This window comes from Bacillus sp. RSS_NA_20 (assembly GCF_020165915.1).
GTDB classification, from domain to species: Bacteria; Bacillota; Bacilli; order Bacillales; family Bacillaceae; genus Bacillus; species Bacillus altitudinis.
The window spans coordinates 85,531-109,542 of record NZ_JAIUKW010000003.1; the positions used below are offsets into that span (position 1 = coordinate 85,531).

The 24,012-nt window shown below is 42.4% G+C and carries 18 protein-coding genes; 6 read left to right on the top strand and 12 right to left on the bottom strand.

Annotation, left to right across the window (positions count from 1 at the left end):
* Positions 1–54: 54 nt before the first annotated feature.
* The 4 genes from LCD32_RS00640 to LCD32_RS00655 all read left to right on the top strand — a co-directional run bounded on the left by LCD32_RS00640 (position 55) and on the right by LCD32_RS00655 (position 7,316).
* Positions 55–1,896, top strand: a complete 1,842-nt coding sequence (locus LCD32_RS00640) for a bifunctional homocysteine S-methyltransferase/methylenetetrahydrofolate reductase (protein ID WP_046527338.1) — start codon at positions 55–57, stop codon at positions 1,894–1,896.
* Complete coding sequence (metH, locus tag LCD32_RS00645) at positions 1,880–5,308, top strand: methionine synthase (RefSeq protein ID WP_046527337.1); 3,429 nt, start codon at positions 1,880–1,882, stop codon at positions 5,306–5,308. Before LCD32_RS00640 ends, metH begins: the two co-directional genes overlap by 17 nt.
* A 117-nt stretch (positions 5,309–5,425) precedes the next feature.
* Positions 5,426–6,361 (top strand): hypothetical protein, encoded by a 936-nt coding sequence (locus LCD32_RS00650; RefSeq protein ID WP_008348558.1) that lies wholly within the window; start codon positions 5,426–5,428, stop codon positions 6,359–6,361.
* A 97-nt stretch (positions 6,362–6,458) separates the two neighbouring features.
* Positions 6,459–7,316, top strand: a complete 858-nt coding sequence (locus LCD32_RS00655; RefSeq protein ID WP_035392462.1) for a GNAT family N-acetyltransferase — start codon at positions 6,459–6,461, stop codon at positions 7,314–7,316.
* A gap of 45 nt (positions 7,317–7,361) precedes the next feature.
* Here LCD32_RS00655 and LCD32_RS00660 read toward each other — a convergent pair whose 3' ends face one another.
* The 6 genes from LCD32_RS00660 to LCD32_RS00685 are packed head-to-tail and all read right to left on the bottom strand — an operon-like array spanning position 7,362 to position 15,672.
* On the bottom strand, positions 7,362–9,176 hold the full coding sequence (locus LCD32_RS00660; protein ID WP_017366993.1) for an IucA/IucC family protein: 1,815 nt from the start codon (positions 9,174–9,176) through the stop codon (positions 7,362–7,364).
* Positions 9,177–9,189: 13 nt separating this feature from the next.
* The gene (locus LCD32_RS00665) at positions 9,190–10,539 is read right to left on the bottom strand and encodes a lysine N(6)-hydroxylase/L-ornithine N(5)-oxygenase family protein (protein ID WP_039167398.1); all 1,350 of its coding nucleotides are present in this window, start codon (positions 10,537–10,539) and stop codon (positions 9,190–9,192) included.
* Positions 10,514–11,068, bottom strand: a complete 555-nt coding sequence (locus LCD32_RS00670; protein WP_007499091.1) for a GNAT family N-acetyltransferase — start codon at positions 11,066–11,068, stop codon at positions 10,514–10,516. Before LCD32_RS00670 ends, LCD32_RS00665 begins: the two co-directional genes overlap by 26 nt.
* The gene (locus LCD32_RS00675; protein WP_060780958.1) at positions 11,065–12,846 is read right to left on the bottom strand and encodes an IucA/IucC family protein; all 1,782 of its coding nucleotides are present in this window, start codon (positions 12,844–12,846) and stop codon (positions 11,065–11,067) included. Before LCD32_RS00675 ends, LCD32_RS00670 begins: the two co-directional genes overlap by 4 nt.
* On the bottom strand, positions 12,843–14,339 hold the full coding sequence (locus LCD32_RS00680) for a pyridoxal phosphate-dependent decarboxylase family protein (RefSeq protein ID WP_041507481.1): 1,497 nt from the start codon (positions 14,337–14,339) through the stop codon (positions 12,843–12,845). Before LCD32_RS00680 ends, LCD32_RS00675 begins: the two co-directional genes overlap by 4 nt.
* Positions 14,326–15,672 (bottom strand): aspartate aminotransferase family protein, encoded by a 1,347-nt coding sequence (locus LCD32_RS00685; RefSeq protein WP_224562546.1) that lies wholly within the window; start codon positions 15,670–15,672, stop codon positions 14,326–14,328. Before LCD32_RS00685 ends, LCD32_RS00680 begins: the two co-directional genes overlap by 14 nt.
* 387 nt (positions 15,673–16,059) lie before the next feature.
* On the opposite strand from LCD32_RS00685, the gene LCD32_RS00690 reads away from it, so the two are divergent.
* Positions 16,060–16,596: a serine O-acetyltransferase gene (locus tag LCD32_RS00690; RefSeq protein ID WP_017360201.1), complete on the top strand. Its 537-nt coding sequence runs from the start codon at positions 16,060–16,062 to the stop codon at positions 16,594–16,596.
* A gap of 168 nt (positions 16,597–16,764) precedes the next feature.
* On the opposite strand, the gene LCD32_RS00695 is transcribed toward LCD32_RS00690, so the two are convergent.
* From LCD32_RS00695 to LCD32_RS00705, 3 genes are all read right to left on the bottom strand, one after another.
* The gene (locus LCD32_RS00695; RefSeq protein WP_035392471.1) at positions 16,765–17,040 is read right to left on the bottom strand and encodes a hypothetical protein; all 276 of its coding nucleotides are present in this window, start codon (positions 17,038–17,040) and stop codon (positions 16,765–16,767) included.
* A 63-nt stretch (positions 17,041–17,103) separates the two neighbouring features.
* Positions 17,104–17,664 (bottom strand): GNAT family N-acetyltransferase, encoded by a 561-nt coding sequence (locus tag LCD32_RS00700; RefSeq protein ID WP_163116403.1) that lies wholly within the window; start codon positions 17,662–17,664, stop codon positions 17,104–17,106.
* A 14-nt stretch (positions 17,665–17,678) separates the two neighbouring features.
* Positions 17,679–18,545 carry an AraC family transcriptional regulator gene (locus LCD32_RS00705; RefSeq protein ID WP_025207121.1) on the bottom strand — a complete coding sequence of 289 codons (867 nt, stop codon included), beginning with the start codon at positions 18,543–18,545 and terminating at the stop codon, positions 17,679–17,681.
* A 113-nt stretch (positions 18,546–18,658) separates the two neighbouring features.
* Between LCD32_RS00705 and LCD32_RS00710 the strand changes: the two genes are divergently transcribed.
* Complete coding sequence (locus LCD32_RS00710; protein ID WP_224562549.1) at positions 18,659–20,035, top strand: MATE family efflux transporter; 1,377 nt, start codon at positions 18,659–18,661, stop codon at positions 20,033–20,035.
* Positions 20,036–20,116: 81 nt separating this feature from the next.
* Here the strand turns inward: LCD32_RS00710 and LCD32_RS00715 are convergent, their stop codons facing one another.
* From LCD32_RS00715 to LCD32_RS00725, 3 genes are read right to left on the bottom strand one after another with little or no spacing between them, the layout of a single operon-like run.
* Positions 20,117–20,956 carry a phytoene/squalene synthase family protein gene (locus LCD32_RS00715; RefSeq protein WP_224562552.1) on the bottom strand — a complete coding sequence of 280 codons (840 nt, stop codon included), beginning with the start codon at positions 20,954–20,956 and terminating at the stop codon, positions 20,117–20,119.
* Positions 20,949–22,424 (bottom strand): phytoene desaturase family protein, encoded by a 1,476-nt coding sequence (locus LCD32_RS00720; protein WP_224562555.1) that lies wholly within the window; start codon positions 22,422–22,424, stop codon positions 20,949–20,951. Before LCD32_RS00720 ends, LCD32_RS00715 begins: the two co-directional genes overlap by 8 nt.
* Entirely contained in the window at positions 22,421–23,938 is a 1,518-nt protein-coding gene (locus LCD32_RS00725) for a phytoene desaturase family protein (RefSeq protein WP_224562558.1), read from the bottom strand. Before LCD32_RS00725 ends, LCD32_RS00720 begins: the two co-directional genes overlap by 4 nt.
* Positions 23,939–24,012 lie beyond the last annotated feature (74 nt).

Genomic DNA, 24,012 nt, shown 5'->3' on the forward strand with positions numbered 1-24,012 from the left:
GTCTTCTTCTTATCAGAAGGCTTTTTTTGTTACATAGAAATAAGGAGGAAACCAATGGGCCTATTACAAGACTTACAAAATCGCGTACTGATTGCTGATGGAGCAATGGGAACACTTTTATACTCTTATGGCATTGACCGTTGCTTTGAAGAATTAAATTTATCAAAAGAAGATGAAGTCAAAAGAGTGCACGAGGCATATGTGCAAGCTGGAGCGGACATTATTCAAACGAACACATACGGTGCGAATTATATTAAACTATCCCGCTACGGTTTAGAAGAAGAAACAAAACGCATTAACACAAAAGCTGTACAAATTGCCAAAGCAGCCGCTGGCTCAGCTTATGTCCTTGGAACGATCGGTGGCATTCGAACATTTAACAAAAATGCCTACTCTTTAGACGAGATTAAACGGAGCTTTAGAGAACAGCTCTATATCCTTTTAAATGAAGAGCCTGATGGATTACTGCTTGAAACATATTACGATATTGAAGAAGCAAAAGCCGTTCTTGAGATTGCTCGCAAAGAAACAGCGCTTCCGATTGTCATGAACGTCTCCATGCATGAGCAAGGTGTATTGCAGGACGGGACACCGCTAAAAGACGGTTTATCTGAATTATCCTCACTTGGCGCTGATGTCGTCGGCATTAACTGCCGGCTGGGCCCTTATCATATGATTCAGGCACTTGAAGGTGTTCCACTTTTGGAAAATTCTCATTTATCTGTCTATCCAAACAGCAGTCTCCCCTCCCTTGAAGAAGGCAGACTCGTCTATGATACAGATAATGATTATTTCCGAAAAAGTGCACTTGAGTTTAGAAATCAGGGCGCACGAATCATTGGAGGCTGCTGCGGAACAACCCCTCAGCATATTAGCGCCATGGCTGAGGCGGTCAAAGATTTAGCACCTATCACCGAAAAAGAAGTGAAAATATTAAAAGAAGAAATCATTTCCATCCAAGATCAACGGACAGAACCAGGTCTTGACGAGCTGGCTGTGAAAAAACGTTCGATTATCGTCGAGCTAGACCCGCCGAAGAAGCTGAACTTTGAAAAATTCCTCGTCGCAGCGAACGAATTAAAAAGTGCAGGCATTGATGCCCTCACACTGGCCGATAACTCTCTAGCTACCCCGCGTATTAGCAATGTGGCATGCGGCGCTTTATTAAAACAGCAGCTTGATATGCGTTCACTTGTCCATATCACATGTCGTGATCGCAATTTGATTGGACTCCAATCCCACTTAATGGGGCTGGACACACTTGGACTAACCGATATTTTAGCCATCACAGGCGATCCGTCTAAAATTGGAGACTTCCCAGGTGCGACATCTGTGTATGATTTAACCTCCTTTGATTTGATCCGTCTGATCAAACAATTTAACGAGGGACTATCTTTCTCCGGGAAGCCGCTCGGGAAAAAGACTAATTTTTCAGTGGCTGGCGCGTTTAATCCAAATGTCCGTCATATTGATAAAGCAGTCAAACGCCTCGAGAAGAAAATCGAATACGGTGCCGATTATTTTATTTCACAACCTGTATACTCTGAGGAACAGCTTGTGAAGATTCATGAAGAAAGCCGACATTTGGATAAACCGATTTACATCGGTATTATGCCGCTAACAAGCAGCCGAAACGCAGAGTTTATTCATCATGAAATTCCCGGCATTAAATTGTCTGACTCGATTCGTGAGATTATGGCCAAGGCAGGCGAAAATAAAGAAAAGCAGCGGACAGAAGGGTTAGCGATTGCCCGCTCTTTATTAGATACAGCTTGCGAATTGTTTAATGGTATCTATTTAATTACCCCTTTCCTTCGATCAGATTTAACAGCAGAACTGACAACTTACATCCATCAGAAAGAAAAGGAGCCAAACATCCATGCCAACTATCACTGAACAGCTCAAAAAACGCATCCTCGTCCTTGACGGTGCAATGGGCACAATGATTCAAAACGCCGATCTCACAGCAGAGGATTTCGGCGGAGAAGAGTATGAGGGCTGTAACGAATATTTAAACGTCACAGCCCCTCACATTATCTCCACGATTCACCGGCAATACCTAGAGGCAAGTGCTGACCTCATTGAAACAAATACATTCGGTGCGACGAAGCTCGTTCTCGATGAATATGGACTTGGCCATCTCGCCTATGAATTGAACGTAAAAGCAGCTCAGCTGGCAAAGCGTGAAGCAGACCGTTTGTCGACGCCAGACTGGCCCCGCTTTGTAGTAGGCGCAATGGGGCCCACTACAAAAACATTATCCGTGACAGGCGGCACAACGTTTGAAGAGCTCGTTGCAAATTATGAAGAACAAGCCCGCGCCCTGATTGATGGGAAATGTGATGCTCTTCTTTTAGAAACGAGTCAAGACATGCTGAATGTCAAAGCTGGATTTAAAGGCATTCAAGAAGCCTTTCACGCAACCGGTATTGAGCTACCACTGATGGTGTCAGGGACGATCGAACCAATGGGCACCACCCTTGCCGGTCAAGATATTGAAGCCTTTTATATCTCACTTGAGCATATGAAACCAATCAGCGTCGGACTAAACTGTGCAACTGGTCCAGAATTTATGACAGACCATATCCGTACACTTTCCTCCATCTCAAAGTCGGCTGTCAGCTGCTATCCAAACGCTGGTCTCCCTGATGAAGAAGGACAATATCACGAATCCCCTGCTTCGCTTGCTAAAAAAATCGCCGCTTTTGCAAAAGAAGGCTGGTTAAATATCGTTGGCGGCTGCTGCGGTACAACGCCTGCACATATTAAGGCATTATCAGATGAAGTACGTCCGCTTCAGCCCCGCAGCATGTCGCATGAGTCATCACCGCATACCGTATCAGGAATCGAGCCCCTCATTTATGAAGAAGCGATGCGCCCCCTCTTTGTTGGTGAGCGCACAAATGTCATTGGTTCACGCAAATTCAAACGGCTCATCGCAGAACAAAAGTTTGAAGAGGCAGCAGAAATTGCCCGTGCTCAAGTGAAAAATGGCGCTCACGTCATTGATGTGTGTTTAGCAGACCCTGATCGTGATGAGATAGCAGACATGGAAGGCTTTTTAAAAGAAGCCATGAAAAAAGTGAAAGCTCCTTTTGTCATTGATTCAACCGATAAACATGTCATCGAAAAAGCACTCATGTATTCTCAAGGAAAAGCCATTATCAATTCTATTAATTTAGAGGATGGAGAAGAGCGCTTTGAAGAGATTCTTCCGCTTGTCAAGCTATATGGCGGCGCACTTGTTGTTGGAACAATCGATGAAACAGGGATGGCCGTCACAGCAGATCGAAAACTTGAAATTGCCGTAAGATCCCATGACCTGCTCACGAAAAAATATGGAATCCCTGCGAGTGATATCATTTTTGACCCGCTTGTCTTTCCAGTAGGTACTGGAGACGAACAGTATATTGGTGCTGCTGAAGAGACGATTAAAGGCATTGAGCGAATCAAAGCAGTACTGCCTGAATGTCTCACCATTTTAGGCATTAGTAACGTGTCTTTCGGACTCCCGCCAGTTGGTAGAGAAATATTGAATGCCGTTTATTTGTATCACTGCGTCAAAGCAGGGCTTGATTATGCGATCGTGAATACTGAAAAGCTTGAACGCTTCGCTTCAATTCCAAAGGAAGAAATCAAGCTGGCTGAAACTTTACTTTATGAAACAAATGATCAAACCCTTGCTGAGTTCACACAATTTTATCGCGGGAAAAAGAAAACAGAGAAAAAACCAAAGATCTCCTTATCGCTTGATGAAAGACTGGCACTCTATGTCGTCGAAGGGACGAAAGAAGGCCTGATTGATGACCTTGCCCTTGCTTTGGAGAAATTTGAATCACCTCTTCATATCATCAATGGACCATTAATGCAGGGAATGTCAGAGGTTGGGCGCCTTTTTAATCAAAACGAATTGATTGTAGCTGAAGTGCTTCAATCCGCTGAGGTCATGAAAGCATCTGTTTCATACCTTGAGCAATTTATGGAGAAAAAGGACGCAAGCGGCAAAGGGAAGATTCTCCTCGCCACCGTCAAAGGAGATGTCCATGATATAGGGAAAAACCTGGTCGACATCATTTTGAGCAATAATGGCTTTCAAGTCGTCGATCTCGGAATCAAAGTAACCCCACAAACATTGATTGAAGCGGTGCAAAAAGAAAAGCCAGATATGATTGGACTATCAGGTTTACTTGTCAAATCAGCACAGCAAATGGTCTTGACCGCTCAAGATTTACAAAAAGCAAACATCTCTGTTCCCATTTTGGTGGGCGGCGCGGCGCTTTCACGGAAGTTTACGAAGATGAAAATTTCGCCTCAATATGATGGCCCCGTCCTTTACGCCAAAGATGCAATGGACGGTCTGTCTTTAGCGAATGAATTAAGAACGAACCCTCTTCAATTTCAAACAAAACCCTTAGAGGATCAAGAAACGCTCCATAAGGAAAAAGAAACAACGCAGCCAAAAGCTGTGATTGAATTACTAGAAAAACGCGCGACACTTCCGGAGGCAGCGATATTCACGCCAGAAAATACGAAACGCCATTATGTACGGGATATTGATTTGCACCACATAATGCCCTATGTCAATGAGCAAATGCTGATCGGCCATCACCTCGGTTTAAAAGGAAAGGTCAAAAAGCTCTTGGCTGAACAGCATCCAAAAGCATTGGAGTTAAAACAGCTGATCACAGATCTTCTTCAAGAAGGCAGAGAGAAAAACTGGTTTGCACCTGCATTCGTCTATCAATTCTTCCCTGCCAATTCAAATGGGAATGACCTGCATATCTATGATCCAGAAGCGCCTGACCGCGTCATTGAGACATTCCAATTTCCAAGACAGGAAAAACTTCCGTACCGGTCTATTTCTGATTATGTGCGGAAAACCGGAGAGAACGAGAAAGATTATATCGCCTTATTTGCAGTGACGGCTGGTGCCCGCATACGAGAAGTTGCGCAGCAATTTAAACAAGAGGGTGACTATTTGAAAATGCATGCTGTCCAAGCTTTAGCACTTGAGCTTGCAGAAGGATTGGCTGAACGAACGCACCAAGTAATTCGTGATAAATGGGGATTCCCAGACCCAGTCGATTTCACGATGGAGAAACGATTCCAAGCCAAATATCAAGGTCAGCGCTATTCCTTTGGTTATCCAGCGTGCCCTAATCTAGAAGACCAAGAAAAACTATTCCACCTGCTGCAGCCAGAAAAAATCGGGATTCATCTCACAGAAGGGTTTATGATGGAGCCTGAAGCATCCGTTTCAGCCATTGTCGTTTCTCATCCTGAAGCTCGATATTTTAACGTTCACTAAAAAAACCTCCTGAATTGGAGGTTCTTTTTATAAATAAAAATGGAATAAATATGAAAAATTAAGTTTATTTACCGATATTATAAATGAAAGTCATTTACTTAAAAGGAGATGTTTGTCATGTTCAAAAAGAAGATCGGGGTTTTATTGCTTACAGGCCTCTTTATCGCTAGCCCTCTTTTCCAATCACCTGCTCAAGCAAGTGAAACGTCTACTAAACAAACCAAATATTATACAGAAGAATTGGAGCATCTGTATCCAGACAGTGATTATGCAAACAATGATACGATGGACAAAGCTCAATTCTTACAGCACTCTCTTCATCTAAACAAGACCTATTTATATCACGAAGGCAGTATCTCTTCTATGAATGACATTGATTTTTACCGGTTCACCAGCTCTAAATTTGATGGAGCAGATGGCCGCTTTTCTATCAAACTCGTCAATGTGAAAGCTGGAAATGATTTCGATCTTTATCTTTACAATCAGAGCGGGTCACTCGTGTCTTCCTCTGTGCGAACAAACAACCAAAATGAAATCATCCATATGCCGAAAATTGCCGCCAGTACTGACTACTATTTAGCCGTCAAACCAAAGCAATTATTAAATGAAGAGGACAACATGTATCGTATTGTCTTTGATAAAAGTATTGAAAAAGGCACAACCAAACGATATGGATCACCTGCCACATTGAATAGTTTCAATGAAGCCGGATCTCCCAATTCTTCTTTTGATTTAAGCAGCTTGCCGCAGGATGCCGTTGTCACTGGCCTGTCATTAGAAGCTGAAAAAGGTAGTACAAATGCATATAATTATGTATTCACCGTCTCTTCCTTAAAAGGCGGAACAGTGAACGTACCTTGGAACGGTCAAAAAGTTGACATCTCTTCTTATAAAACAAGTCAAGTGCCAGCAAAAGACCGCTTTTTTGTTTCTTTTAATGCAACCGAGGTTCCTCAATTGATCGGTGGACGGTTAATCAAAGTAGGCGTTGTCTCAATTAAGAACTTACAGCTCACCTTTGAATATGAATACAACCGTGACCTCAATTATTAAACTAGACAAAAGGAAAAGGTATCCCCTTTTCCTTTTTCTTATGCGTTCTTATGGTACGATACATAGAGAGAAATCAGCTAAGAAGGAGTTGCGTGTATTGCCAAACGTTATTCAACGATCTTTAACCCTTGATGACATACCAGACCTTGTCGCATTGTCAAAAGAGGTCGATTGGCCTGATTACAATGCGGAAGAGCTCACATCTCTTTTAACAAATGGACATTTTACCGGTTTTACAACAACTGAAGGACAAGTCATTTCATGCGCTGGACTTTTTCAGTATGACAGTGTGGCATCAATTGGAGCGGTCATTGTATCTGAGACACATCGAGGCCTCGGTCTTGCCCGTCAAATGATTGACACACTGCTTCGTCATAGTGATCCAAGTGTCCCTGTCGTTTTAACGGCTACTGTACAAGGACAGCCAGTCTATGAAAAAATCGGCTTTCAGACAGCCGGTTATATTCATACATACAAAGCACAAAAAACAAACCCTAGTGCGCTTCATCCGTCACATCAGATTCATCTTTTTCCCGCTGATGAAACGCACCTCCCGTCTATTGAAAGACTGGATGAAAAAGGCGCAGGAACCAATCGATCAAACTTCTTAATAAAACGAATGGAGCGAGCAGCATTTAAACTGATCGCAAAGGATGAACACCACGAAATCACCGGCTTCGCGTTTGGTGTGGAAACACCAGCTAATCTGATGATTGGCCCGCTTGCAGCAAACGATGAACAAACGGCGCTATTACTCATTCAATCACTTCTCACGTCTTATTCTGGCGCCTTTCGTTTAGATATGCAGGAAGAAACAGCTGAACGCCTGCATGCATCACTTGTAGAAGCAGGATTTACGAAAACAAACGTCGCACATTTTATGATGATTCGCGGGAACGAAAAGCAGAACGATCCTGCGCTTCTCTATTTCCTGGCCTCACAAGCATTTTCTTAAAAAATCAAAAAGCTGTAGACAGATGTTGTCTACAGCTTTTCTTATTTATTTTTCGCCTACGGATGAGAGAACTTGAGCGAGTGCATTTGTGACCTTGCCATGCTCTGATGCATGCGGCCGGTCATCTCCATCTCCATAGCCATAATCAATCATGCGATTACGGTTTAAGCAAAGCTTTGTCAGCTGAGGCTGGAATAGATCAAATAAAGCAAAACGATCTTTTAGTTGTGGAAATTGCTTTTGATACTGCTGAATTTCTTCTGCAAGCAAGCGCCAAAGCGTCGTTTCATCTAACAGATTGTGATTGTCTAACACGTTTGACACGTAACGAAGATTGCAAATAAACAGGCCCGTAAAAATAAATTGTACAAGACCCTCAGGCGGCTCACTACGCAGCACTTCCTTTAGATCTTCTTCTAATGAAGCCAATTCAGGCAGCGGTTGATCACTAATGTTCACATCATCAACAAAATCTTTGATCGCCAAACGATGCGGCTTATGATCTTTTAATACAAGAATTGTATTTTGTCCGTGCGGTGAAAACACCGTGCCATATTGATACATAAAGTGCAGAAGCGGCGGCATGACAACATGGAAGAATGACGCCATCCATTCTTTTGCTGACAGACCCGATTTTTCAATGAGCTGCTTCAGATAAGGCTCGCCTTCATGATCTTCATACGTCAGTGCCGCCAGCGTAACAGGGCTCTCCCCTTCATCTAAATACGTATAAATGCTTTCTCTAAAAATGACTCCAAGCATTTCAAGGTATTGATATGGCGCACCAGGTAGCTTGCTGTAATAAGGATGATCAACATTGATACTCGCATTCTCACCTGGTAAAATGACGCGGCATACATCGGACAAAAAGACGTCTTGATCGGCGATGCCTTTAATATGCGCTGTAATACGAGGAGCAATCACCGTACGTTCTGATGGGAGCCCCCGGTACACTAGCGTATTTAAAATACTCATTGGCAATTTAATATGATGCTTGCCTTTATTTGAGATGTTCGTAAAGGTTCTGATCGATTGCTGTGGAATATATTGATCCAGCCCTTCTCCTAAATACACAATACGGCGCATCGCTAAATCTTCGGGGAAATGTTGGATGATCATATGTGTCCACTGCCATTTATGAACAGGCATCATATAATAATCAGCCGCATTCAGCCCTTCATCCTTTAACACACGTTGGAATTGACGAATCGTGACTTCGTCTAATTCCTTGGCAATGATGTGCTCATAGTTCTCATGATCGACCGCATGGAAAGTCGCAAGCTCTCGGTGAACAGCAATCCAAGACAGCTGCACACATTCCTGCCTTTCAGGTGCATAGGCTAAGTAATCCTCGTAGCTGAACCCAATACGCCCTTTGTTATAGACGATCCACGGATGACCAGTCATCTCGCCTTCAATCCATGCGTAATCTGTATCCGTCAGCTCATCTGCACGAAGTGCTTTTTTCGACAGCAAATGAACATCAGCTAACAAGGTATGGTGAAGCTCTTTGATCAGATGGCCAGTTGTTTCAGAAGACATTGGGATGATCGGCTGAATGTCTAGTAAAAACACAATGGCACTAACATCCTTTGTCCACGTTCCGTCTTGACAGCACTCGATCGATTCAGCAATCGTATCAAAACTATCAAACAAACGAGGTTTTGCGAGATAACGATATTTCTTCTGTTCGTGAATGATTAATTCATATTGGGCGATGCCATCCTGATGATTTAGCTGAACGGGATGAAGCATATCCTCATACATATATTCGGACAGCATTTTTGCCACCATTCGCTGGTTTGCTTTTTTCCAAGCAGCAGGATTGACCGCTTTTTTCATTTCATCTTGTATACTCATCGGTTCATCCTCCTTACCCTTTGATTTCTTCAAATGTATTTGCGTGTTTATGTGTACCGAATGTCTGGAAAACATGCTTTTGATAAAGTGGATACACAGGTCGACGAGCCAGTTCATTGATAATGACACTGTTTCGGTACGCCCCTAGCCCTAAATCTGGTGCGCCTACTCCATGTGTATGAAGCTCTGCATTTTGTACAAAAATATCATTTTCACCTAATGTGTTTGTTTTCAATCGATATTCACGTTCAACCTGGAAGCGTCCTTGATGATCCCACTGAATATGATGGGAAATCGGATCAATAAATGGCGGTAATACAGATTGATAGCCCGTTGCCAAGACGACAATGTCTGTCTCATGCGTAAAAGATTCCTCTTTGACCCATTGATTGCATGAAAGCGATAAGCCGTCCCTCGTTTCCTCAATCAAATTGACCTCCGTCATCGCCTGCAGCACGGTGTTCAGCTGCTCTCCGCAAGCAGAACGTTCATAAAGCAAGTGATAAATATCTCGGATCATCGCTGAGCTGATGCCTTTATACAGCAAATCTTGCTGCTTTAATAGCGCATCTTTTTTAGGCTGCGGAAGCTCATAAAAGAAATCAATATAGTCTGGAGAGAAATACTCAAGACCCAAATTTGAATATTCCATTGGGAAAAACCCTTTAGAGCGTGTAAACCAATGAATATCCTTCGCCTCATCGTCTGATAAAATGTCATAGAATACTTCTGCCGCACTTTGACCAGAACCGATGACCGTCACGGATTTTCCTTTAAAACAGCCTTCTTTCTTTCGTTTCAAGTAATCAGCAGAATGAAACACCCGATCCCCTAAAGCTGGCTGAAGAGATGCTGGTACCGCAGGCTGTGTACCGATACCTAAAACAAGATGCTTACTTTCAAACACCTCTACCGTTTGATCTTTCACATGACGGACATGCACTTCATATCGTTTTTCTCCAGCTTTTTCAACGATAGAGACAGATTCGACATTCATGCCAAATCGGCAAGAATCTAATTGATCCGCGACCCAGCGGCAATAATGGCTATATTCCTTGCGCGGGATATGGAAGTCTTCTAGAAAGTAAAATGAATACAAACGGTTTTGTTCCTGCAAATAGTTGAGAAAGCTATATTTGCTTTTCACATCCGCCATACTGACAAGATCCGCTAAAAAGGGGACCTGAAGTGTTGTCCCTTCAATGAGCATACCTGGATGCCAGTGGAACGCTTCACTTCTTTCAAAAAACAAAGCGTCAATTTCATCTACTTCTTCAGATAATGCAGCAAGCCCTAGGTTAAATGGTCCAATACCAATCCCAATGACATCCACTACATTATTTTGCTTGTTGAACCGCGTCATGGTTATACTTCCTTTCAAATCGATCTCGATGACAAAACATCAAAAGACCTGTTTTATCTGGTAAAGTAACTGGTTTCACACGTTCGAATCCACACTTTTCAAAGACATGAATCATTTTTTCGTTCCGAATATCTGGCTCAGCCACGATTTTTTCTGTTCGTTTGTTCTGCTCAAACTGAAATGCTGTCATGGCTTGAAGCAGCGGAGCCGCAAATCCTTTCCCTACATAATCTGGCTCTCCAATTAACAGGTGAATGCCTTGATCATGCGGAGAAGGCTCATAGTACGATTCAATGATATCCCCTTTCACATTGTATGCTTCAAAATAGCTCATCGGCGTTCCATCAATGGTTCCTAAATAAAGGGTTTGATGCGGATCATGAATGGCCTGATAAAAGTGCTTTTCAAAAGCAGGAAATGGAATATTCAAATGCCAAAATGGGTGGACATACTCTTCTTGCATCCACTTGTGGACAAGCTGGACGTCCCGTTCATATTCAGCGCGAATGAACCCAATTCGATGCCTCATCCAATCAGCGCCTCCTTATGTAAAAAGAGCGGATTCAACACAGACGTGTACCTGGATTGAGTTTCTAAAGAACCCGTCAGCTCATCCATATCTTCAAACCTCGTGAGTAAGTTCGCTTTTGAAGGCAGCTCCTGTGACCGAAGAAGACTGTTCGTCAGCTCAGATGCACCATATGTCTCTTCATGCGCAAGCAGTGTGTCTCTAATCAGGGCTAATAAATCTTCTTCTTTTGCAAGCCCCTCTGTACCAAAACCATTCACAAGACCAAACAAATGATTAAAGAAGAAATAGTAACGCAGTCTCTCAACCGCTACATCGTCTGCACAAATGGTTTCACTTCTGACGCTTAAGTTTTGAACAAGCTTCGCAAGCTGATCCTTTTTCGATTCGCTATAATAGTAGCCTTGATTGTCACGATAATAGAATGTGTGCGGATATCCATTCTTTAGCTGTACGACAGCATTTTGCTGATGGGCTTCAAGGGCAAGACCATACGTTTCAAACAACCAAAGCATCGGCTCTAACGAAATCGATAAATATTGTGTGAACCAATCACGGCTGACATCTTCTGTTGATCTGCCTTCAGCATCTGCTAATTCATTGATAATGCCTGAAAGCCTTGATTTTCCTCCGTATGCATGATCCTGACATAGCCCTGCAATTAAGCTTGCCCCTTTTTCATGATGCAAAAATGGATTTTGACGAATGACGACTTCAAAGCCAGATTCCGCCTCATCCCCTTGAATAGATAGATACGCAGGATCTTCAATCACACGGAATCCAGAGAATTTGTCATATAATGAAACGCCTAATTCTGTTTTTAAGATACGAGACATCTCAACTCCACGATCAAGTTCCTTTTGTTTGTTAACGCGTAAAGAGTTTGTGATCTTTACAGGGACAGAGAATTTAAGCATGTACGCAGAGTCTTTTTGATAGACCGTTCTAAAGGAAGATGTCGCTGTGTATTCAGATCCTAGCGGCCCTAAATACGTCAGCATTCCGTCCTCTATATAACGCTTGACGAACGCTTTCTCCATGACCACTTGGACTTGTAGCGGATGAATCGGAATCAGGACATATTGACCGCCTTCTGTTAACGTCGTCAGTCTCTCTTTTTCTTCTGGCATCTGTCGCATGAGCTCCTCAAACATGAGGCTTGCCGCAGACTGTGAAATTGAAGAATCCTGAAGCACAATTGACGGATGTGCTTTAAAGTAATGAAGCTGGAAAGAGCCTTTCAGCTCAGGAGAATAAATAGCTTCCTCCTCTTCTTTCATTCCTTGTCTGCTTTTTGGTGTAGGATGCGTTAAATGCCCAAGAAGAAGTGACTGCTCCGCTTCAATATATTCAAAATCAGCTGAAGAAAGAGCCGCTCGATCACTTTCTCTCTCTCTGATGAATCGTTCAATATTCCGGCAGCTTAAAATGATGCGAAGCATGAACTCATCCTCTGCATCTGTGCGGCCATATTCAATGAGAAGTTCCTTTGAACATAAAGCAACAAGTGTGGTGTAATCGATGATCGTTCCCTGTTGCTCACTGCCTTGCGGGCGAAAGCGAACGGGAAAATCAAAGAGATGACGGCCTACAGGCGAAAAATATCGAATCGGAATGACAAGCTCAAGATCTTGTTTTGCTAATGCTGCTACAAATACAAGTGAGCCGTCTGCTTTTGTCTCTTTCTTTGCAGATCGATCAATTCCTGTTTCACGTAAAAAACAGTTTAAAAAGCTTTGCATAGTTGCATTTTCAGCCATTTGTTTATATTGACTCAACGTAGTACCCTCCCGGATTGAATATGAGCGATCCCGATATCAACAATGTCAGAAAGGATTTCCTCAATATGTGTAATAGTCGTTCTCGGATTTAACAAAGTGAATTTTAAGCAAGTTTGACCATCGGCTACTGTTTTTGCTACGACAGCCGTTCCTGTTTGGAAAAGTGTGCGATGAATGATTTTATTGATGTCCTCTGCTTGATGATCATCTATAAAACGAAACACGACTGCATTGATTTCTGGATCAGGATTGATCACCTCAAGATGCTCATTTTTCTCAATCAACGTAGCCACATCTTTCGCAAAATGGATGGTATGGTCAATGATACTTGCAAACCCTTCTTCTCCAATCATACGCAGAGAGAGAAGGAGTTTTAGCGCATCAAACCGGCGCGTCGTCTGAACAGATTTATTCACGAGATGCAGAATGCCTTCCAGTTCATCTTCCTTTGGGTTGAGATAATCTGCGTGGTAATCAATCAAACCAAAATGTCTTTTATCCTTTAGTAAAAATGCCCCGCAGGAGATCGGCTGATAAAATTGCTTATGAAAGTCAATCGTGATCGAATCAGCCAGCTCGATGCCATCTAATTTTCCTTGGAAGGTTTTGCTTAATACAAGCGCTCCTCCATAGGCAGCATCTGCATGAATCCACAAACCGAAAGGCTTCACCATGTCATAAATGTCACGTACAGGATCAATACTGCCAAAATCAGTTGTCCCGCAAGTCGCCACGACTGCAAATGGAAGCAAATCCTGCTCTTTAAGCTCCATAAGCTTCTTCTGCAAATCATGCAGGTCCATTCGGTGATGTTCGTCCGTCTCAACTAACACAACAGCCTGTTCACCTAAACCTAGCTGAGATGCTGATTTTTTCACAGTGAAGTGGGCATTCTTGGAGCAAAGAATCCGCATACGGTTTGCCTCGCTCGGCAACCCTTTCTGCTGTACATTCCATTGCCAAGTGTTTTCGCAAAATGCATCTCTTGCTAAAAGCAGTCCCATGTAGTTAGATTGGGTTCCACCGCTCGTAAAGGTCCCATCTGCTCGTTCTCCATAAGAAAATTTTTCACATAACCACTTGAGGATTTCCTCCTCAACCAAAGATGCAATGCCGCTTTGATCAAAGGAATCCATTGATTGGTTAAAGGAACTTACGATCACCTCTGCTGCCAGAGCAGGGATAAGAGGTGGGCAATGCAAATGTGCCAGGCATTTAGGATGTGACACATCAACTAAATGCGGTAAAAGGTGATTTTTTATATCTTGAAAAACAGACTCAATGGATTCACCAGCCGGTTGAATCTGGAATAACGATTCGACATGAGCCGCTAATTTCCCAGGCAATATTCCACTATACGGTCCTCTGCTTGTTTGCCACTCTGCCAGTAAGCTGTCGATGGATGTGTAGAGAGCCGCTTGGAAGGACTCCCTCCCAAGCTGGCTTTGTTGAATAAATAATGAATCGACAGATGGTTTAGTTGACTGCATCGTAAACTGCCTCTTTAAAAATCGTGATGACTTTTTCAAGCTGTTCTTCTGTCATGATCAAAGGCGGTAAGAATCGAATCACACTTCCAAAACGGCCTCCTGTCTCCACAATTAAGCCTTTATCAAAACAATTCTTTTGAATGAGACTGGCTAGCTCTGGATTTGCTGGATAACTGCCGTCCACATCCTGTTTCTCATCTGGATTCACAACTTCAACACCAATCATTAATCCTCTTCCTCGTACATCACCGAGAGCAGGCACTTGTTTTTGAATGTCTTTTAGATTGGCCTGCATACGCTGACCAAGTGCTTCTACATGATCAAGCAGATTGGTTTCTTTTATAAATTTAAGCGTAGCAGTTCCAGCTGCCATCGCCATTTGATTTCCTCTAAACGTGCCAATGTGCGCACCTGGATTCCATTGATCTAAGTCTTTGTCATAAATCATAACGGATAGCGGAAGGCTTCCCCCAATTGCTTTTGATAACACAATGACATCTGGCACAATACCAGCATGTTCAAAGGCAAACATCTTACCTGTTCGGCCGATGCCTGACTGAACCTCGTCAATAATAAGTGGAATTCCTTTTTCTTTTGTGATTCGTCTCATTTCTTGTATCCATTCAATTGATGCCGGGATGGAGCCGCCCTCCCCTTGCACCGCTTCAAAGATCATGCCTGCTGGCGGGAGAATTCCACTCTCAGGGTCATTTAATACACGCTCAATATAAGAGCTTGAAATGCGATGTGAGTCTTTACCGCCAATTCCAAATGGGCAGCGGTATTCATATGGATAAGGCAGGAAGTGAACATCTGGCATTAATCCTTGTACTTTTTCTTTTGGCGATAAGTTGCCGCTTAATGACATCGTGCCATGTGTAGCACCATGATATGCTCCGTGGAATGATAGAATGGAACGATTTCCCGTCGCTGTCTTGACTAATTTAATTGCTGCTTCTATAGCATCACCACCAGTTGGTCCACAAAATTGAATTTTTGCTCTTTTTGCAAACTCCTCTGGCAAGTGAGAAAAAATCTCATTCACAAATTCTTCTTTAATCTCTGAAGTGATGTCCAGCGTATGCAACGGTCTTTTTTCATGAAGCATACGTTCAATAGCATCTATAACAACCGGGTGATTGTGACCAAGGGCAAGTGTTCCTGCACCTGCTAGGCAGTCATAAAATTCTCTACCATCTGCATCTGTCACGATCATACCTTCGGCTTTTTGCATGGCTAATGGGAACCGTCTCGGGTAAGACCTTGCATTAGATTCTCTTTGACTTTGTTGCTCTAAAAATTGCTGATTTTTAGAAACGGTTTTGATGGACATAATAAAACACTCCTCCAATTGATAAAGATTATCATTTTCATTTACTAGCCTAGAGGATGTAAGATACGAAAGTCAATTGTATTCAAAAAGATGATTCTAAAAGCATATGAATGCTATATTCTCTTTTTAACGAGTAATTTCGTGTATTTTTTACAAACATCTACAGCCATAAGGGCGATGTAACGTTTGAGCATGAAAAATGTTGAAAAAAATTACAAATCAATTCTCCTGGTTCTTTTGCTCTATTCGTTGTAGCTCCCTTGTTTGATACGGGACGGCCGAATGAAATGAATGCAGTAAAACAAAAAATGAACGTTATTTTATCTTGATATAAATGGTTATGATGGTATAATTTCTCTGAAACGAATGGGAATCGAGGGAGATCTGATGATTTTAACGAAGCATGACCTTCACCACTACTTGGCACAAGATCAGAAAGCACTTGCCATCAATCGAAAAAGACCAAAGTGGCTTGGGGATGATATTTGGAAATATCAAAGATATTTACGAAAATATGAGTACTATACGAATAGCGGTGCTACGTTACGCAAATGGTTTTATCGTTACTTACATAAAAAGAAAGGCATGCAGCTTGGCTTTGATATCCCAATTGGTGTATTTGGACCTGGGCTCAGAATCAACCATACTGGGCTGTTGATTGTGAACAAGCATGCCAAAATTGGCGCGTTTTGTGATATTCATCAAGGCGTAAATATCGGTCAAAACCATCATGAAAAAGATGTGCCCGTCATCGGAGATCATGTATGGATCGGCCCTGGCGCTAAACTGTTTGGAAATATTTATATTGCGAATCATATTTCCATCGGAGCAAATGCAGTAGTGAATCGCTCCTTTCATGAAGAGCGGATTGTCATTGCAGGTGTCCCTGCTCAAAAAATAAAAGAAAAAAGCCCTTCTTTATGAAGGACTTACTTGACCAAAGCAGTGAGCCACATGAGATAAAATAAGATGGATACACATGAGGATCATCCTGTCCGAGCCCCATCACCATTTATCCTATGATGCTTTGGCGCAATCAAACCATCAATCGGTAGCAACTTGAAGTGAAACAAATCACCACAGCCGTACTCTCTAATTTGCGTTGGAGTACCCGAAGACCAGCATGAGAAAGTACAAGACAAAGACGAGGATGGCAATCGCATAGATGAAAATGGACACAATCAGTACTGTCCAGCCCAACCCTTTTCTTCCTGTTTGAATGAGATATATTCCAAGTGTGAAGAGCCCGAGTAAAAGACCTAAGATAGCCCATAACCATTTATTTTTCCCGTGTTTTGGTGCATCAACGAATAGGTAGATTGCGACTAAGATGGATACAAACCAACCTGTAATCCATTTCACATTCATCCGCCACCCTTCTTTTTCAATTTATTTAATCTTACTATACTTTTTTCCTAATCTTAAAAACAACTATTCAAATGAATGATTCGGAAGGCTTTGCCATTCTTCTCTCAGCATCCCATACCGCATCGAATCATAATATTCCCCTTGATAGTAACGAACCTTACGCAGTCTTCCCTCAAGGATAAACCCGCATTTCTCTGCGCAACGCATCATGCGTTCATTTCCAGACCAGGTGGTCAGACCGATGCGTGGAATATCAATGTGTGAAAAGAGTTCATCGATCCATAGACGCAATGCCTTTGTTCCAACGCCCCCATTCCAAAAACGTGAGTCATAAATAAGAATCCCACACTCCAGCCAACGTGTGCGCTCATTCTCCCAATAATAAGAAACTGTGCCCTTTAATTCACCTCCGACATCAATGCCAAATAGTTTTGGCAGGACAGAATCATCCTGTAAATAGCGTTTTTTAAATGCAGTAAGCGATATGTCATGTTCAATAAAATACGGTGCATTCCACTTTCGATAGGCCTGGTCTGGTGCTTTAAACCTTAAATGCCATACCACTTCTAAATCGGTTTCGTCTAATGGACGTATGCTCACAATCTCTTCTTTTTTTCCTTTCATCTGTTCACGTTCCTTTACTTTGTCGTTCTTTTAGCAAGATGACGATACTCGATAGGCGTCATGCCTTCATTTTGCCGAAACAGCTTTGAAAAATAAGTAGGGTCATCAATGCCTACATGTTCTGCAATGAGAGCTATTTTTTCATTCGTTGAAGCAAGCAGGCTTTTGGCTTTTTCAATTTTGAGTCGATTGATGTACTGGCTCGGCGTCAGTCCGTACACGGTCTGCATGCACCTTGTCATGTAATCAGGATGATAATGAAGAATCTCTGCCAGCTTCTCCATCTGTAATTTTTGCGTAAAATGACGTTCAAGATAGTGAACCACTTCTGAAGCGACAGTCTCCTTTGCACTTGGAATATGAAATGCTTCTTTTTGTAAATGAATGAGCATTTCCTCAAATTGAAGCTGCTTTTTGAGCTGAAGTTCAGACGCATCATCATTTAAAGCGCGCATCGCTGAAAGATGCTTCTGTAGCACGCTTCCCCCTTTCACTTTTCCTTTTCGGGGCAGACGAAATTCATAGCTTGCTGCTTTTTCAAAAGTGGCTTGATTTTGCTTCATGTCAAACCAGTGTTCTCTCGGCCGATCTGTAAACTCAAATGAATCGATTGAAAAATGCAGCCACTCATAAAGTGTTTCTTCTTTGCATGGCAGATGTCCACCATGGGCAAGTCCCGGTGATAAGATGATATATTCTCCCTCTTTTACATGATGAGGCACCTCGTCTTCTGTGATCCACAGTTCACCTTTTGTGACATAAAGAAGATCAAATACGGTGAAAATTCTGGAGATATGTCGTTCTCCTGGGTGGAATACACCTTTGCCTGAAGCAATATAGACTGGAAATGGTGGTACAGTAAATGTAATAAACGGACCCATATTCATCCCCTTATGAAGTCGGATTTCTCCAATAAGTTTCGGTTTCATCTCTTCTTATTATAGTCGATGCAAGGTACACTATAAATCGGATTTATACGAAAGAAGGCGATGTGATGAAACCACAAGCACTGACAATACAAAAGGTTCAAGCCAAAAGTGAAAAATCCCACCCTTCATTATTTGCATTAACTTGGCCTATTTTTATCGAAATCTCTTTATATATGCTGATGGGGAGCGCAGATACACTGATGCTCAGCCAGTATTCTGACAATAGTGTTGCCGCAGTAGGGGTAAGCAATCAGCTATTAAATCTATTGATTGTGATGTTCAGCTTCATTACGACTGGGACGACGATTGTCATTGCGCAGCTTTTAGGAGCGAGCCGCAAGCAGGAAGCGACCCAAGTTGCCTATGTATCACTAGGCACCAACTTCCTCATTAGCTTTGTGATCAGTCTTCTTATGTTTGTGTTAGCTGTGCCCATCCTGCATATGATGGGCTTATCAAGCGAGCTCATGCCAGATGCAACCGTCTTTTTACAGATTGTCGGCCTGCTTTCTTTTATTCAGGCGCTCATTATGACCTATAGTGCTATTTTAAAAAGCTATGGATTCACGAGAGATACGATGTATGTCACCATCGGTATGAACCTGTTAAATGTTGCTGGTAATTATTTGGTCATCTTCGGACCATTTGGCTTCCCTGTATTAGGTGTCATGGGTGTCGCTCTTTCCACATCATTTGCACGGTTGATCGGTCTTACAGCCATGATACTCATTGTTCGACACCGCATTGGATTGCGGTTTTCATTCAAGCGAATGTTTTACATCCAGCGAACGCATTTAAAAAAACTGCTAAAAATCGGCATTCCTTCTGCTGGAGAACAACTTTCTTATAATGGCTCTCAAATGATTATTACGCTGTTTATCACATTTATGGGCACGCAAGCACTAGCAGCAAAAGTCTATACCCAGAATTTGATGATGTTCATTATGTTATTTGGTGCCGCCATTAGCCAAGGAACACAAATCTTAATCGGGCGCCTGATCGGGGCGAAAGAATTTGATGCGGCCTATCGAAGATGCATGAAAAGCTTATACTGGGCCATTGCCATCTCGCTTCTTTCTTCTACTGCTTTATCTTTATCATCGACGCATTTACTTACTTTTTTCACTAGCAACAGTGAGATCATTCAAATAGCGAGCCTCCTCCTCATATTGACGATTGTTTTAGAGCCTGGACGTTCTTTTAATATGGTCATCATCAACTCCTTGCGGGCAGCTGGTGACGCGAAGTTTCCAGTCTATATGGCGATGATTTCAATGTGGGGCATCGGCCTTCCGATCGCTTATTTATTAGGCATTCAACTTGAGATGGGCCTTATCGGGGTTTGGATTTCTTTTATTGTGGATGAATGGGTAAGAGGTATCTTCATGTATAGGCGGTGGCGTTCAAGGGTGTGGACGGAGTACCGGTTTACTTCCACATAAAAAGGACTGCGGGTGCAGTCCTTTCAGATTGTTGTCAAAGGGCTAAAACGAACTTTATTTTACCCCTTTGTCTTCTTTTCATTACGTAATATCTTCTAAAATAAGTGCTTTTTCTTGTGTTGAAATATATGACCGCTTCGTAAAGACGCGGTATTCGTTTTCTCTAGTTTTATCTAGAATAGCCTTATAAAAGTGAGCAGCTGCTTTCACTGGTATCCTTGAATAAAGTGGGAATTCATGGAGATGGTCAAAAAATTCCTCATAGTACGCCTCTGCCTCAAACGCAATATATTCCCATACATGCTGGAAGGCTTGATTGACGATCCCTTCTTGTAATTCTTGCTCTGTATACCCAAATTGATCCATGACTTGTTTTGGCAAATAAATGCGGTTCCTTTCCGCCTTATCCTCACCAATGTCTCGAAGAATATTGGTCAACTGCATGCCAATCCCAAGGGAAATCGCGGCTTCTTTTAGCTGTTCTTTTTTACGCGGTGCAATGATCGGAAGCAGCATTAATCCAACTGTACTTGCGACATGATAGGAATAAATGAGCAGTTCATCTAACGTTTCATACCGGTGCTGCTCTAAATCCATCTCCTGTCCTCGCAGCAGGTCACGGAATGGGGATTCATCCATACGAAACTGTTGAAATGTATACTCCAGCGCCACCCACATTGGATCATCACTATCTACTTCTCCTTGCAAGAAACGTTCAAATGCCTCCTGAAAAGACGCCAGTTCTTCCTTTGGTGAAGGAGACTCATCTACAATGTCATCCGCTCTCCTACAAAAGGAATAAACAGCCCAAACAGCCTGTCTTTTCTTTTTAGGCAGCATGGAAAAGGCACGATAAAACGTTTTTGAATGGGTTTGAATGGTCTCTTCACATATTTTCAATGCTGTTTGCACATCAACCACTTAGCTTCACTTCCTTTCTGTTGTTCAGCTCTTTAAGCAGTACAGAAGCCATGAGCTTTGCACTTTGCATCACGATCGGTACCCCGCCGCCGGGATGGATGGAAGCACCTACCGCATATAGATTGTCTACATCTGCAACCTTTACTTGCGGGCGAAACACACCTGATTGAAACAAATTAGGAGCGAGTCCAAAGCTGCCGCCTTCAAACAATCCTTCTCGCATTGAATCATTCGGTGTTCTCACCTTATGCCAGACAACCGCCTCTCGCAGCTGTGGAAAGCCTCTTTTTTCAAGACGCTCCACCATTTTATCCACAAAGTCTGTCTCTTGTTCCCAATTGATGTGATCTCCTGATGGAACAGGAATGAGCATATATAGGACACTGCTGCCTTCTGGGGCAAGGGATGGATCGATGGTCGATGGATTAAACGTATAAAATGATGGATCTTGAGGTATCGTTTTCGTTTGGAACACCTCTCTCATATGCTGATCAAAGTGTTCTCCCATGAAAAATTGATGAACAGGTGCTTCATCGTATACTTTGTTTAACCCTAGATACACCATCACGCAGCCGGAGGATGGAACGTATTTACGCCGGTCTTGTTCACCTAAACCAAGCTGTTTTAACGCCGCTGGATAATCTCCGTTCATCACAAATGCATCAGCTGCTATGTGTTCATCATTTATTTTTGCCTTGACCACACGTTTCCCCTCAAACTCAAGTTGTGCGACTTCTTCACTTTTTCTTATGTGTACACCCGTCTTTAAGAGCTGTCTCTCCAATATATCTACTAAACTCGCATATCCGCCTTTTAAATAGTAAATTCCGTGTGCGTGCTCACTATATGAAACAAGCGAATAAATGGCAGATGCTTCATACGGATTTCCTCCGACATAGAGGGTTTGAAGTGCATATGCATCTCGGAGGCGCTCATCCGAAAAATATTTTTTGAGAGAACTTTGAACGGTTCGATATGCTTTTAATTTCATTAAAATCTTCATGTTCGCTTTTGTAAAAAAGGTTCGTTTTTCATGAAATGATTTTTCTAGAAAAGCTTGCTGCCCTTCTTGAAACCGATCCGTCATTTCTTGCATAAATGTTAAATATCCCTGTTCTTCCTTTGGAAATACACGTTTGATTTCTTCTAGTTGTCGCCGTGTATCAGAGTATTTCGTGTAGGAGGTTCCATCTTGATAGTGGATCGTATACAGCGGATCGAGCTGCAAGAGATCAAGAGATGTTTCATCAATGCCTACGTCATGTAAAATGCCTCTTAACATATCAGGAAGTAGGACAATGGTCGGACCTTCATCTACTTTATATCCTTTCTCACGTACAAAAGCAAGTCTCCCGCCGAGCCGTTCATTTTTTTCAACAAGGGTGACATCATGTCCAGCTTTTTTTAAATAGAGGGCTGAGATCATTCCGCCAATACCGCCGCCAGCAATCAATATATGTTTTTTCATGAGGCGCTCCCCTTTTCTTCATGTGGCACTCTTTTGTGCGTATGTTTCTCTTTTGACAGAATCGCATTTGTCGTGATACGCGCTGATTCTAAAATGGTTGGCAATCCGCTCCCTGGGTGGGTTCCTCCACCAACGAGCCAGCAATGTTTCAACTCATCAAATTCATTATGCGGCCTGAGTACCATCATCTGCGTCAACTGGTGACCAAGATTAAATGTAGCTCCTTCATACACGTACAGCTCTTCTTCCCAATGCTTCGGCGTGATCATCCGCTCGACTTCGATATGCTGCCTGATATTCTTAAAGCCCGTTTTCCGCTCCAGTGTATCCAGCACAAGCTCTCTAAATTCTTCTTGATGCGCTTCCCAGTCAATACCGCTTTGATTATTGGCAACGGGTGCTAACACATAAAGAGCGGACTTGCCTTTTGGCGCAAGCGAATCATCCGTCACACTTGCATTTTGAATATAAATGGACGGATCATCCGGCAACTCAAAGGTTTTCGTAATCTCTTTGACGAACTTCGCATAGTCATCGGAAAAAACGATGGTATGATGCGGCTCATCATATATCGTATCTAAACCTAGGTACAGCATAAAGGTGGAGCATGAGAATTTTTTCTTTTTCAGTTTCTTCTCGCTATATTTCTTTAAAAGACCCGGCTCTACAAGCTTTGTCATCACGTGTGCAAAATCACCATTTACGACCACCTCATCTGCCCGTATTTCTTCACCGGTTTCTAAGCGAATGCCCTTCACTTTCCTGCCTTCCGTCAGCAACTTCTCAACTCCAGTTGATAGATGAAGGGTAGCCCCAGATTCAACAGCTGCCTTTGCCATCGCTTCTGACAGCTGATTCACTCCGCCTTTCGGATGATAAACGCCTGTGTCATGCTCCATAAAGGAAAGAATTGAGAACGCTCCTGGACATTCCCAAGGTGACATCCCTAAATATTTTGATTGGAATGTAAAGGCATATTTCACTAATTCATTTGAGAAATAATCCGACAGCACATCATATAAGCTTTTATTTAATGAGAGCTGAGGAAGTGCTTTGATGACTTTTGGACGCAAATAATGATGGAAACGATCCATTTTACTTTGTAGAATTGGTGTTAGGCGGTCCATTTTTCGTTTTGTATCATTCATAAAACGTACATACCCTTCGCCCTCCCCAGGTGCAAAGGCTTCTAGCCGTTTGTACATTTCATCTCGATCTCGAATCATATCAAGCTTCTCATCTTGAAAGATTAATCTATACATTTCTTTTAATTCAATCACATCTATATAATCATAGAGATTTTTACCGGCAAAGGTGAATAGTTCCTCTGCAATATGAATCATACTGAGAAAAGTAGGACCTGTATCAAACGTGAAATCACCAAGTTGAAACTTAGAGTTACGTCCGCCAACAAAGGACTGTTTTTCATATATATGAACATCATGTCCTTTGCTTTGCAACATCATAGCTGCTGCAAGTCCCCCTGGTCCTGCTCCGATCACAATGATTTTCATTATCCTTTTTCCTCCAAATTAATTCACTTTAAGTTAATTATACAAATTAAAACTGTTAGTTCAACTTTTGATGT